Genomic DNA, 14,959 nt, shown 5'->3' with positions numbered 1-14,959 from the left:
TCTAATTACTCTGTCCAATTTACTTATGTATATATCAACACTTTTATAAAATATAGCCTGAAAAATATAAATAGATAATAAAAAGGGATGGACTTAAGAATGAAATATTTAGAACAAAAATTATTTAATTTCTTAATAAAAAATGATAATTTTTATATTAAAGAATATTATAGTAAGTTTTATGATAAATTAAATTATATTGCAATAAAGGAATTACCATATGGTAGCTATTGTGTACTAGTTACAAGTGAAGAACATGAAGACATAAACGTAGATGAAGCTGTAACATATTTAAAAACATTAGGAAAAAATTTTGCTTTAAATATAGTGGTATTTTCAAATGGAGAATATTTAGGAAGTAAACAGGAAAATATAAATAAATTAGTTATAAATAAAAAAAATAATAACATAGTTTTATGTGATAAATCATGTGAACCTTTGAAAAATATAATTATTAATATAAATAAAAGCTCTGAATTTAAGTTAAATAAATTTTCAAGAAATAAGAAGAGCACTTTAATTTTAATTGCAATAAATGTGATTATATTCTTATTAACAGTATTTGAATCTAAAAGCATATTATACATAGATATAAATGTATTAATAGATTTTGGAGCTAAATATAATTATTTAATATATCAAGGTGAGATTTGGAGATTAATAACTTGTGCATTTTTACATGGAGGTATAACTCATCTGTTATCTAATATGTATGCATTATATATTTTAGGACCACAAGTAGAAAGAATTTTTGGTGTTAACAAATATTTATGTATATATTTTACATCAGCTATAACTTCAAGTTTATTAAGCATATTATTGAATGAAAATTCAGTATCGGTAGGAGCATCTGGAGCTATATTTGGCTTACTTGGAGCAATACTAGTATTTAGTATAAAAGAAAGACATAGATTAAAAAAGGGGTATATATTAAATTTAGTAGGAATAATAATTTTAACTTTAATGTCTGGATTCACCATTAAGGGTATAGATAATTTAGGGCATATAGGAGGTTTTATTGGTGGTGCAATTATTACTCGCATTTTAATGATTAGAAAAATATAGAGGCTTTAATTTTAAAACAAATTACAGTTAATATTGTTTTAAAAAGTATAGTTTAAGAAGATATATAAATTGAGGAGGAATAAATTTTGAGAAGAAAATTAACATATGATGAAATAATAACAATAATAGTGAGTGCAATATTAGTAATTCACTTACTATTTAATATATTATTTCAGTCAGGTGATAATGTCTTTAGAATTGTATTACTTATTATTACTATTTTTATTGCAAAGTTTGTTTTTTCTGTTACTTTTATTAAACATTGTAAAATGATTTACTTGTTAATTTTAACTTTCATAATTATGGCAATGTATGTAGGCAATGTATTTGATATATATACATATATATATTGTTATGATAAAATACTTCATTTTGTATCTGGAATCATAATTAGTGTTATAGGATTTTCTATATATGTGAATTATACACATAAAGTTAGTGATAAATTAAATCCACTATTTTCACTAATTTTTATATTAAGTTTTTCAATAGCAATGGCTGGCGTTTGGGAGATATGGGAGTTTTCTACGGATAGATTATTTGGTTTAAATTCTCAAAATAATAGTTTGATTGATACTATGCTAGATATAATAATAGGAACATTGGGATCTCTAACAATGTCACCTATGGAATATAGTTGCATTAAAGGCAAAAATATACGATTTTTTAAAAGATTAATTAGTGAAATTATAAAATAATCCTGAAATTATAATTGGTAAATTAATAATAAATAGCGACTTTATATGATATAATGTGAATTTTTATATTATTTTAATAATATTATAGCAAAATAATACCTCAAGGTGTATTATATAAACAAAATCATTTAAACTAAAATAATTGATTGTAAAATTTTAAGGAGATGAGTTTAATGGAAGCAAAAGCAATGGAATATGTTGATGGGGTATTAAAAAGGGTTAAAGAGGTTAATAAGGAAGAAACAGAATTTATAGATGCGGTTACTGAAGTATTAAATTCTTTAGTACCAGTATTTGCAAAGCATCCAGAATTTATAGATGCAGCTTTACTTGAGAGAATAGTTGAGCCAGATAGACAAATCATCTTTAGAGTACCTTGGGTAAATGATAATGGGGAAGTAAAGGTAAATAGAGGATTTAGGGTACAATTTAATAATGCCATAGGACCATATAAGGGTGGATTAAGATTTCATCCATCAGTAAATTTAAGTATAATAAAATTCTTGGGTTTTGAACAAATATTTAAAAATTCTTTAACTGGATTACCAATTGGTGGGGGAAAAGGTGGTTCAGATTTTGATCCAAAAGGAAAATCAAATAATGAAATAATGAGGTTCTGTCAAAGTTTTATGGCTGAATTATACAAACACATTGGACCTAATATAGATGTTCCAGCAGGAGACATTGGTGTAGGTGGAAGAGAAATTGGATATCTTTATGGTTACTATAAAAAATTAAGAAATGCTAGTGAACAAGGGGTTTTAACTGGAAAAGGATTAACTTTTGGAGGTAGCTTAGCTAGAACAGAAGCTACTGGATATGGTTTAGTATACTTTACAAATGAAATGTTAAAAGATAATAATATGACATTTGAAGGTAAAAGAGTAGTTATTTCTGGATCCGGAAATGTAGCTATTTATGCTACTCAAAAGGCACAAGAATTAGGTGCAACAGTTGTAGCTTTAAGTGATTCTAATGGATATATATATGATGAAAATGGAATAGATTTAAAAGTTATAAAAGAAATTAAAGAAGTAAAGAGAGGCAGAATAAAGGATTATTTAATTTATGTACCAAGTGCTAAGTATGAAGATGGATGCAATGGTATTTGGAAAATTAAATGTGATATAGCATTACCTTGTGCAACTCAAGGAGAAATTGACTCGGAAAGTGCAAAAATATTAGTGAATAATGGAGTTCAAGCAGTAGCAGAGGGTGCTAATATGCCATCAACTTTAGATGCAATAGATATATTCCAAAATAATAATGTGTTATTTGGACCAGCAAAAGCGGCTAATGCTGGAGGCGTTGCTTGTTCGGCTCTTGAAATGTCACAAAATAGTTTGAGATTATCATGGACATTTGAAGAAGTAGATGAAAAACTTAAAGATATAATGAAAAATATATATAACAACTCTAAAAATGCAGCAGGAGAATATGGTAATTCAGGAAATATTGTAGCTGGAGCTAACATAGCTGGATTTATGAAAGTAGCAGAAGCTATGATAAGTCAGGGAATTATATAATTTTTTTACTTTTATATCAATAAAACATTTATAAATTTATAAAAATTAACTTTAGGTAAATGGAAATAAGTAACAAGTCCAAAGTTGCAATTGATATTTTTCATCAGGCAAGAAGATGAATTGAACTCATAGCGTTCCTATTAGGTCAATCTGACGACGTAGCATGATGAAAAATAGACTGGTAAATGGACTTGTTATTTTTATAGAAAAAATTTATTTTAATTTTAGGTTTTTGAAAAAATAAAATTAAGATAAAAAGGATTTTTTAATTACAAAAATTACATTAATAAATATTCGAATATATGCAAATTATAAAGATATAGAATTAAAGTATGATTTATAATATTTATTAATTTACCAAAAAGAAATAAGCATTATTAAATAAATGATAAAGAAACTAAGAAAACTCATGGTAAATGATTACAAAAAACGCAAATAAAACAATCTTAATTTTATCTTAAGAAAAACATACTTGATTTTTTATTTATATTGAAATATATTAAATAAAGGTGTAATTAAAATGTGTAGATAAAATAATAAGTGAAGAATTAGCTTCATTTAACATTAGGAGTGAATGTAATGGGAAAAAATATTTTTACCATAACAACAACGATATTTCAAATATTTGTAATTATATTAACTTTATATTATATGGTGTTAGGTTTTTTTGGTCTTATTAGGAAAAAGGAAAAGAAAAATTATACTCCTAATAAGAAATTTGCGTTATTAATTGCAGCACATAATGAAGAAGTAGTTATTGGTAAATTAATTGAAAGTATGTTAAATCTTAATTATCCCAAAGATATGTATGATGTTTTTGTTATAGCAGATAATTGTACTGACAATACTGCTAAAATATCAAAAAAATATGGTGTTAATGTCTGTGAAAGATTTAATAAAGATAAACGTGGCAAAGGTTATGCTTTAGAATGGATGTTTGATAATTTATCTAAAATGAAAAAACAATATGATGCAGTAGCTATATTTGATGCTGACAATCTAGTTCATAAGGATTTTTTACAAGAAATTAATTCTAAAATGAATGATGGATATAAAGTTGTACAAGGCTATATTGATAGTAAAAATCCTGAAGATTCATGGATAGCAACTTCATATTCAATAGCTTTTTGGACTCAAAATAGGATGTTCCAATTAGCTAGAGAAAATGTAGGATTTTCTAATCAAATAGGTGGAACAGGTTTTGCAATAGAAACTGAAACTTTAAAAGAATTAGGTTGGGGAGCAACTTGCTTGACTGAGGACTTAGAATTTACATGTAAGCTTGTGCTAAATGGAGAAAAAGTAGGATGGGCTCATGATGCTATAATTTATGATGAGAAACCACTAAAATTATCTCAATCATGGACTCAAAGAAAAAGATGGATGCAGGGATTTACAGATGTAGCATCAAGATATTTTTGGAAGTTAACTAAAAAGTCAATTAAAGAAAGAAAATGGTATATATTTGATTGTGCATTATATGTATTACAACCATTCATTACTTTGATGCTAGCTGCATCAGCAATTTTAACAATAATACAATTAGATACATCAGGACATGATATATTTGTTTTGAGTCAAGTATTCCAAGGAAATGTGTGGGTTGGTATAGGAATTAAGGTATTTGCTTTAATACAATTTATAATTACTCCATTAATATTGGCAGTTGAAAGAAAGATATCTAGGGGTTTCTTTGTAATGACAGCGTTGTATTCAACTAACATATTTTTTATTCCTTACATTTTAGATATAGTAAAAAATTATGGATTAGATGCAACAAAAAATTATGGTGTAGCATTAGGAATTACTTTGGGATTTAATGTATTATTCTTATTAGCAGTCTTCTTATTATTAGGAAAGAGTAATTTAGTATTATTTTTCAGATTCTTATTATATGGATTATATACTATAACTTGGGTTCCTATTACTATTCAAGGAATATGGAATAAAAATAATAAAGAGTGGAATCATACTAAACACATTAGAAATATTGAAATATGTGATGTTTAAATTTGTTATATAGAATTAGATTTAAAGAGTGCTTAAAAGGTGTAATAAAGCTTAAAATTTTTATTACATAACTAAATAAAGCACTCTTCTTTCGCGTATGGGATATATGGAATATGGTAAATTAAAATTAAATATTTTATTTTTTGACATGAGATGTAAAATAAAGTATATTTTTATAGTATAATAGTACATAAGTTCGCATGTCTGTACTAAAAGTAAATTTACTATAAATAATAGCTATAGTAAACAGTGGAAATATAATATAGAATAGTGAGAGTTAAAATATTAGTACTTACTTAAAAATATAATAGATTTAAGTATAGTTTTAGGAGGGCCTTATGGAATTAAAAAATAATAATTATGATGTTACTGATTTAACATCTTTAGAGAAGTTGGAACCAGTAAGAATTAGACCTGGTATGTATATAGGGTCTACAGGAACTAAGGGATTACATCATTGTATATGGGAAATATTAGACAATGCTATAGATGAGATTACAAATGGATATGGAGATAAGGTAACTATTATTTTAAATGAAGATAAAAGTGCTACAATTTATGATAATGGTAGAGGAATACCAACAGGAATACATCCTTTAAAGAAAAAATCAGGTGTTGAAATGGTATTTACAGAACTTCATACTGGAGGTAAGTTTGATAATAAAAATTATAAAACTTCTGGAGGACTTCATGGAGTTGGAGCAGCTGTAGTGAATGCTTTATCAAAATGGGTTGAAGTAGAAGTGTATCAAAACAGTAATATTTATAGACAAAGATTTGAATATGCTTTTGATAAGGAGTTAAAAAGATCTATGCCAGGTACACCTGTGAGTAAGTTACAGGTAATTGGAAAGACTGATAAAACAGGAACGAAAGTCACTTTTAAACCTGATTCAGAGGTATTTTCTTCTACAGATTTTAAATTTGATGTTATAGATAGTAGATTGCAAGAGCTAGCATTCCAAAACAAAGGAATAAGATTAGAACTTATAGATAGAAGAAAAGATGAGGAGATTCAAAAAGAATATTACTCAGAAAATGGTCTTTTAGATTTTATTAATTACTTAAATGAAAGCAAAACAGTTATTCATGACAATCCTATTATTTTCGAGGGAGAAAGAACAGTAAATAATCTTCAAGTGCAAGGTGAAATCTGTATACAATTCACAGATTCATCAACAGAGTATATAGCAAGTTATGTGAATAATATACCAACTACTGAAGCTGGAACTCATGAAACTGGATTTAAGACTGGTATGACGAGAGCTTTTAAAGAGGGTGCTAAGAGGCTTAACTTAATAAAAGAAAAGGATAAAGAGTTTGAAGGTAATGATTTAAGAGAAGGTATGACTGCAATACTTAGAATTAAAATTACCAATCCGATTTTTGAAGGACAAACCAAAACTAAACTAGGAAATAATGAAGCGTATACTATGATGAATGATTTAGTATATACTAAATTATTAGAATGGATAGAAGATAATAAGGAGTTAGCAACAACTTTAATTAGTAATGCATTAGAATCTGCAAAGAGAAGAGAAAAAATTAAAAAGATAAATGATGCTGAAAAGAAAAAGGTTGGAGTTGGAACAGCACCTTTAGCAGGTAAAATTGCAGTGTGTACATTAAAAGATAAAAGTGTTAATGAATTTATAGTTGTTGAGGGAGACTCAGCAGGAGGTTCTGCAAAACAAGCAAGAGATAGAAGATTCCAAACTATAATGCCATCTAAAGGTAAAATAATGAACACTGAAAAACAAAAGCTTGAGAATGTTTTAGCTTCAGAAGAGTTAAGAATATTTAATGCGGCAATTGGAACAGGGACATTAGAAAATTATAAACAAGATGATATGAAATATGATAAAGTTATAATAATGAGTGATGCTGATGTAGACGGATATCACATAAGAACATTATGGATGACTTATATTTATAGATATATGAGATCGTTAATTGCAAATGGGCATCTATATTTAGCACAACCACCTTTATACAAAGTATACAAGGTTAATAAAGGTTCTGAGACTGTAAAGTATGCATATAGTGATGAAGAGCTAGAAAAGGCTAAAAAAGAAATTGGGAAAGGTGCATTGATTCAAAGATATAAAGGACTTGGAGAAATGAATCCAGAACAATTATGGGAAACTACTTTAAATCCAGAAACAAGAACTCTTATACAAGTTACAATAGAGGATGCAGCAAAAGCAGAAAAAATGATATCTCTACTTATGGGCGATGTAGTAGAGCCGAGAAAAAATTATATGTATAAATACGGAGAATTCAATTAAGTTAAGAATGGAGAAATATTATGGCAAAAAAAGTTCAAAGTATACCAAGAGATAATAATATAATTAAAGTACCATTAGAGGAAGCTATGCCTGAAAATTATTTGCCTTATGCTATTGAAGTAGCCAAAGAAAGAGCACTTCCAGATGTAAGAGATGGACTAAAACCAGTGCACAGAAGAATACTTTATGGAGCATATCTTCTAAAGGCTTTTCCAGATAGACCTTATTATAAGTCGGCAAGAATAGTAGGAGATATATTAGGTAAATTTCATCCACATGGAGATTCATCAGTGTATGATGCTATGACTATTTTGGCACAGAATTTTTCAACAAGAGCTCCACTAATAGATGGTCATGGAAACTGGGGATCAATTGATGGAGATAGTGCGGCAGCCATGCGTTATACAGAAGCTAGACTTGCACCTATTTCCATGGAAATGTTGAGAGATATAGATAAGGATACTGTTGACATGGTTCCAAACTATTCAGATAGTGAATTTGAACCTAAGGTATTACCAAGTAGATATCCTAACCTTTTAGTTAATGGATCATTTGGAATTGCAGTAGGTCTTGCAACTAACATTCCTCCACATAACTTAAAAGAAGTAACAGATGGAGTATTAGCATATATAGATAATAATGAAATAGATATTAAAGAATTAATGGAACATATTAAAGGACCAGATTTGCCAACCGGTGGAATATTAATAGGAAAAAATTCACTTAGATCAGCCTATGAAAGTGGTGTTGGTAAAGTAGCGTATAGAGCGAAAACTAATATCGAAAAGCTAGACAGTGGTAGAATTGGAATAGCTATTACAGAGTTCCCTTATAGAAGGAATAAAGCAAAATTACTTCAAACTATTTCTGAGATGACAGGAGATAGAAGGCACTCAAAGGCATTAGAGCTTATATCTGACATTAGAGATGAGTCTGATAGAAATGGTATACGAGCAGTAATAGAATTAAAGAAATCTGCTGATGAGGATAGTGCAAATAAGATATTAAAATACTTATTTAAAAAGACAGAACTTCAATGTAATATAAGTTTTAATATGGTTGCTTTAGCTGATGGAAAGCCTGAAACCATGAGCCTTAAAGATATGATAAGGCATTATGTAAATCATCAAAAAGAAATAGTAACAAGAAGAAGTGAAAAAGAGCTTGAGGTAGCACAAAAGAGATTCCATATAGTGGAAGGATTTATTAAAGCTATAGATGTACTAGATGAAGTTATTGCAACTATAAGAAGCTCAAAATCTAAAAAAGATGCATCTAATAATTTAATTGAAAAATTTGCTTTTACAGCAGAACAAGCTCAAGCTATATTAGAATTAATGCTATATAGATTAACAGGTCTTGAAATAAAAGTTTTTGAAAAAGAATACAAAGAACTTGAAAAAATAATAAAAAGACTTGAAAAGATATTATCAAATGAAAAAGAATTATTAAAAGTTATAAAATTTGAATTAAAAGAAATAAGTGATAAATATGGGGACGAAAGAAAAACTCAAATTATAGAAGATGATGCCAAGAGTAAAATAGATATTGAAGAACTTATAATAGTTGAAGAGGTTATGATAACTTTATCTAAAGATGGATTTATAAAAAGAATACCAGTTAAAAATTATATTAGATCCAATTCTAATCCTGAGGATATAGAATATAGAGAAGGGGATAAGTTAGAATATCTAATAAGTTCAAATACTAGAGATAGTCTTCTTATCTTTACGGATAAGGGGTTTATGTATCAAGCTAAAGGAATAAATATTCCAGAATTAAAATGGAAAGAAAAAGGTGAAAGACTTGATACTATAATAAAATCTCTAAATTTAGAAAATGAAAAAATAGTTGAAGTTATATCAGTAGATAACTTTAATCCAAATAAAATTTTTAGATTTATAACTAAAAGTGGTGGAATAAAAGAAAGTTCACTAGATAAATTTGAAACATCTTATGGAAAGCTTCAAGCATTAAAATTAAGAGATCAGGATGCATTACTGAATGTTAAATTAAGAGATAGAGAAGAAAATAATGATTATTTAAATATAAAAACTAAATTAGATTTAGAGTTTACAATAGAAGTACCAGAACTTGAAAATGTACCAAGAAATATTTTACCTATTCAATTATTTAATTTATCTGTAGATGATGAAATTATTGAAGTGAATGAAAGTAAAGAAGAAGAATATTTTGAATTTAACATAGGGATTAACGATAAAAATATACTTAAGTCTTATAAGACATCAAAAGTAGATTCGAATAGAGCAAAAATAAATTCATTAAAAACCTTATTGCTATTTAGTAATAAGGGGTATATGTATAAAATACCTGGATTCTTATTGAAAAATATAATGAATGAAGATATTAAATTAGAAGTATTTACTGGAGAATTAGAAAAGAAAGAAAAGATAATAAGAATAAGTTCAATTTCTTCTTACGATAATAATTTAGCACTTTATTCTTTTAGTAAAAAGGGATTAGTAAAGAAAACTTTATTAAATGAGTTTAAAGTAAATACTCAAAAGCAGTTTTTCTATAAACTTAAGACAGAAGATGATGAGGTTATATCTGTAGATATAAATAATATAACTTTAGGAAATTTAATAATGATAACTAAGAAGGGTATGGCAATAAGATTCCCAGTTGAGAATGTTAATTCTATGGGAAAGGTTGCATCTGGAGTTACTGGCATTAGTTTAAGAGAAGAAGATGAGGTTATATTTGGAGCATATGTTTCTAAATACTTAGAGGTTAATGGAAATATGGTTATAATATCACCTAGATCACAAGAAATTTCACTTACTTCAAAGGCAAATGAGAAATTAAATATAACTGTTGAAGATATAAAGCTTCAAAATCGTGCTGGAAGAGGAACGAATGTTATGTTAATGATTGATGATGAATTGAAAGATATTATGATTGTATAATAGTAGGAGGAGAATTTTATGAAAAAGGCATGTGTATTATTAGCAGAAGGTTTCGAAGAGGTTGAGGCATTAACTATATCTGATATTATAAGAAGAGCGGATATAGTTTGTGATTTAGTTTCGATGAATAAAGAATGTGTAACTTCTTCTCATGGAGTTACAATAAAAGCAGATAAGATCTTTAAGTCTGATATGGAATATGATCTAGTAGCACTTCCGGGTGGGATGCCTGGAGCAAAAAACTTAAAAGATGATGAAAGAGTTATAGAGTTTGTTAACAAGCATGATAAACAAGGTAAAATAATAGGTGCTATCTGTGCAGCTCCTATAGTACTTGGAAAAGCAGGATTAACAAATGAAAGAAATATAACTTCATATCCTGGATTTGAAGATGAACTTATAAATTGCAACTACAAAGAAGATAATGTTGTTGTTGATGGTAATATAATAACGAGTAGAGGTCCAGCAACAGCTATAGAATTTGCTTATAAGTTAATAGAAAAGCTGGGATACGATAAAGTAGAAGAATTAGCTAAGTCTATGTTATATAAATAATATATCAACACTCTACTAAAATATAGCAAAATATAAACAATCCACGATTTTATCCACTTTTTAACATGAAGTTTAAGTGAAGTTGTGGATTGTTTGTTATTATTTGTAAAAGGTGAGGGGATAAAATGAAAGAAAGATGGTTTGTAAAAAATATTAAAGCCGATTATAAGAATATATCTAAAAAATATGGTATTAGTGAATTAATAACTCGATTAATGATAAATAGAAATATTGTAGAAGAGGATACGATAAAAAATTATATAAATCCTATTTATAGTAACTTTCACGATCCATATAAGATGAAGGATATAGAAAAGGCTACTAAAATATTAAAAGAAAAAATAGATTCTAAAGAGAAAATTAGAATAATTGGTGATTATGATGTTGATGGAGTAATAAGTGTTTATATATTATATACAGCGCTTAAAAAATGTGGTGCCAATGTTGATTATGAAATACCTGACAGAATAAAAGATGGTTATGGTATAAATAAAAAAATAATACTTGAAGCTAAGAATGATGAAGTAGATACTTTATTAACATGCGATAATGGGATTTCTGCAATAGAACAGATAAAATATGCTAAAAAGTTAGGTATGACAGTGATAGTAACAGATCATCATGACATTCCTTTCGTTGAAGATGAAAAAGGAGATAGAACTTTTATATCATCAGAAGCAGATTCAATAATTAATCCTAAACAAATTGAGTGTGGATATAAATTTGATAAAATATGTGGTGCTGGTGTGGCATTTAAACTAATTGAAGTTTTATATGAAAAAATTAATATTTCTAAGGAAGAACTTTATAAGCTAATAGAATTTGTTGCCATAGCAACTGTGTGTGATGTTGTAGATTTAATTGATGAAAATAGGATATTTGTTAAAAATGGATTAAAGATGATAAACAATACTACCAATTTAGGATTAAAATATTTAATGAAAGAAACTAAGATGGATGGTAAGGAAATTTCAACTTATCATTTGGGTTTTGTTATAGGACCATGTATAAATGCATCAGGAAGATTAGATTCAGCTAAAAAGGGATTACGATTATTATTATGTGAAAATGAAGAGGAAGCTTTGAGTTTAGCAAAAGAGTTAGTTGAATTAAATGATGAAAGAAAAAGCATGACTAGCGATGGTGTGGAAAGGGCTGTAGAAATTATAGAAGGCAGTACTATGAAAGATGATAAGGTATTTGTTATATATATTCCTGAAGTTCATGAAAGTTTAGCAGGAATAATAGCAGGAAGAATAAGAGAAAGATATAATGTTCCTACAATAATTCTTACAAAAGCGGAAGATGATGTAAAAGGTTCTGGAAGATCAATAGAAGAATATAATATGTTTGAAGAATTGTTAAAATGTAAGGACTTATTAAATAAGTTTGGGGGGCATCCAATGGCTGCTGGGCTGTCTTTAGAAGAAAGTAATATAGACTTACTTAGAAAAGGACTTAATAGAAATACTAAATTAACAGAAGAAGAACTTATTCCTAAAGTAACAATTGATGTACCTTTGAGATTAGAAAATATTAATTATGATATGATAAATGATTTGGAGATTTTAGAGCCTTTTGGAAAGGGAAATTCTAAACCATTGTTTGGAGCAAAAAATATCAATGCGGTAAAAGCTATGGTACTTGGACAAAATAAAAACGTATTAAAAATAAAATTGAAAACTTCCAATGGAAGAGCAATAGAATCAATTTACTTTGGGGATATTGAAGAGTTTGAAGAATATATAACTAAGAAATATAATTATGAAGAACTGCAAAAATTATATGATGGGGAATTTAATTCAATAAATTTAGATCTAATATTTTATCCAAGCATAAATGAATACAATGGAAATATAAACATTCAAATAGTTATACAAAATTATAGATAAATTTTTATTATAAAAATATAAGTGAGTAGTTTTAAGATTAGCAATATTTAAAACACAGCTATTTTACAATTGAAAATGGATAAGTAGAAAAATACATTCCTACTTATCCATCTTTATAATAAAACTAATCACCTATTACCTGACAAACATTTTCTATAAGTGACTCTGTATAAGTGTCATATAAAAAATCTATATAGCTACCATTATCAGAATATTCACTTGTTTGGAAAATTTGATATTGAATATTATTAACTTTGTCGTTAATAGAATCCAATTTGCTTAGGATTTCCTTTAATTTACTTTTATCATCCATAATTAGCACTTCCTTTACCAAATTTTATTCTACCAAATTCTATTCTTAACAGCTTCCTTCTTAAGTTCTTGTCTAAAGTCAGGGTGAGCTATAGCGATTAAGCTATCAACTCTTTCTCTAATGCTTTTTCCACGAAGGTTAGCAACTCCATATTCAGTAACAACATATTGAACATCATTTCTAGAATATGTAATAGCTGCACCCATATAATGACTAGGTACAATACTAGAAATAGTACCATTCTTAGCAGTAGAGTATAGAGCGATTATAGATTTTCCACCAGGACTCATTTGTGCACCAATTCCTGTGTCAGTTTGTCCACCAGTTCCACTGTATTGTTTAAAGCCTAAGCTTTCAGAAGCACATTGACCAGTTAAATCTACAGAAAGAGATGTGTTTATAGATGTCATCTTATTGTTTTTAGCTAAAGTATAAGGATTATTTACATAAGAGCATCTCTTCATTTCAATACAAGGATTATCATCTAAAAAGTCATATAATCTTTGAGAACCGAATGCGAAAGCACCTATGATTTTATTTTTATGAAGAGTTTTCTTACTATTATTAACAACTCCAGCTTCAAATAAATCAACTACACCTTCAGTAATCATTTCAGTGTGTATTCCTAAGTCTTTCTTTGTCATTAATGATTTAGCAACAGCATTTGGAATTCCGCCAATTCCAAGTTGAATAGTAGCACCGTCATCTACTAAGTCTGCGATATATTGACCTATTATAAAATCCTTTTCAGAAGGTTCCTTAGGAGATAATTCTGGTATTTTTTCATTACTTTCATATAAGTAATCTACTTGGCTTATATGAACTGAAGTATCTCCAAATATTCTAGGTAAATTTTTGTTTACTTCGAATATAACTACATCTGCTTTTTCTAAAGAATCTCTTTCATATACAGTAGAAAGTGATAATGAGAAGAAACCATGCTTGTCCATTGGTGTAACAGCACCAACGAATATATTAGGTGTTTTATAATCAAGTCTATTGATACCAGCATATCTAAGATGAGTTGGTATATATGAAACTAAACCTGTTGAATGAGCTTTTCTAGCTGGTCCAGCAAAAAATGTAGATTCATTTACAAAGTGTCCAGCCATACTTGGGTCTGTATGATATTTATAATCTAAAGCACTAAGCATACTAACTACACTTACATTTTCTACTCTGTCTCTTATTTCATGAAGCTTTGACATGAACAATGTTGCTTCACAAGGTCCTAATGAAGTAACTATTTCATCGTTTGATTTTACAAGTGATAAAGCTTTTTCTACAGTTATAGTTTTGTTTTTTAATTGTTCTGAATAATTCATAAAAGTATCCTCCTAGCTAATGAATGTTATTTTATTAACAAATAAATTTATAAAAAAACGTTTGCTTTTGTAGTGTAAAAGTTATCAATATCTTATATAATATTCTTATATTATATTGTTGAATACTATATAATATAAATTTAATAATAACTAATTTTCTAGTAAATATATGATATTGATTAATATGTGTTATTTATATGCTTATATTGTCATAAATAATACAGTTTTTATATTGATAATATAAAAATATAAACCTATAAACAGCAATTAAAGTTTTTATTTAACTTTATAGGTATAATATACTACATTGTTAAATAAAAAACAATACTATTTTCAGAATATTTTCAGAATTTATTT

General features: G+C 27.5%; 10 protein-coding genes. 8 read left to right on the top strand and 2 right to left on the bottom strand.

All coding sequences use genetic code 11. The features are described 5' to 3' along the window. Positions 1–99 precede the first annotated feature (99 nt). The 8 genes from RGC78_RS03735 to recJ all read left to right on the top strand — a co-directional run bounded on the left by RGC78_RS03735 (position 100) and on the right by recJ (position 12,964). On the top strand, positions 100–1,065 hold the full coding sequence (locus RGC78_RS03735) for a rhomboid family intramembrane serine protease (protein WP_252212705.1): 966 nt from the start codon (positions 100–102) through the stop codon (positions 1,063–1,065). Positions 1,066–1,151: 86 nt separating this feature from the next. Next, complete coding sequence (locus tag RGC78_RS03730; protein ID WP_252212704.1) at positions 1,152–1,763, top strand: DUF2238 domain-containing protein; 612 nt, start codon at positions 1,152–1,154, stop codon at positions 1,761–1,763. Between the two features lie 173 nt (positions 1,764–1,936). Beyond that, the gene (gene gdhA / locus RGC78_RS03725) at positions 1,937–3,289 is read left to right on the top strand and encodes an NADP-specific glutamate dehydrogenase (RefSeq protein WP_252212703.1); all 1,353 of its coding nucleotides are present in this window, start codon (positions 1,937–1,939) and stop codon (positions 3,287–3,289) included. A gap of 579 nt (positions 3,290–3,868) precedes the next feature. Then, positions 3,869–5,299 carry a glycosyltransferase family 2 protein gene (locus RGC78_RS03720; protein WP_252212702.1) on the top strand — a complete coding sequence of 477 codons (1,431 nt, stop codon included), beginning with the start codon at positions 3,869–3,871 and terminating at the stop codon, positions 5,297–5,299. Between the two features lie 338 nt (positions 5,300–5,637). Then, on the top strand, positions 5,638–7,587 hold the full coding sequence (locus tag RGC78_RS03715; protein WP_252212701.1) for a DNA gyrase/topoisomerase IV subunit B: 1,950 nt from the start codon (positions 5,638–5,640) through the stop codon (positions 7,585–7,587). Positions 7,588–7,607: 20 nt separating this feature from the next. Further along, the gene (locus RGC78_RS03710; RefSeq protein ID WP_252212700.1) at positions 7,608–10,517 is read left to right on the top strand and encodes a DNA topoisomerase IV subunit A; all 2,910 of its coding nucleotides are present in this window, start codon (positions 7,608–7,610) and stop codon (positions 10,515–10,517) included. 18 nt (positions 10,518–10,535) lie between these two features. After that, on the top strand, positions 10,536–11,072 hold the full coding sequence (locus RGC78_RS03705) for a DJ-1 family glyoxalase III (protein ID WP_252212699.1): 537 nt from the start codon (positions 10,536–10,538) through the stop codon (positions 11,070–11,072). Between the two features lie 125 nt (positions 11,073–11,197). After that, positions 11,198–12,964 carry a single-stranded-DNA-specific exonuclease RecJ gene (gene recJ, locus RGC78_RS03700; RefSeq protein ID WP_252212698.1) on the top strand — a complete coding sequence of 589 codons (1,767 nt, stop codon included), beginning with the start codon at positions 11,198–11,200 and terminating at the stop codon, positions 12,962–12,964. Between the two features lie 124 nt (positions 12,965–13,088). On the opposite strand, the gene RGC78_RS03695 is transcribed toward recJ, so the two are convergent. Together RGC78_RS03695 and RGC78_RS03690 are read right to left on the bottom strand one after the other, a co-directional pair. Then, positions 13,089–13,277: a hypothetical protein gene (locus RGC78_RS03695; protein ID WP_252212697.1), complete on the bottom strand. Its 189-nt coding sequence runs from the start codon at positions 13,275–13,277 to the stop codon at positions 13,089–13,091. Between the two features lie 29 nt (positions 13,278–13,306). Beyond that, positions 13,307–14,602: an acetyl-CoA hydrolase/transferase family protein gene (locus RGC78_RS03690; protein WP_252212696.1), complete on the bottom strand. Its 1,296-nt coding sequence runs from the start codon at positions 14,600–14,602 to the stop codon at positions 13,307–13,309. Positions 14,603–14,959 lie beyond the last annotated feature (357 nt).

The organism is Clostridium aquiflavi, from assembly GCF_031344075.1.
GTDB lineage: Bacteria > Bacillota > Clostridia > Clostridiales > Clostridiaceae > Clostridium > Clostridium aquiflavi.
This window is presented reverse-complemented; position numbering and strand designations above follow the sequence as displayed.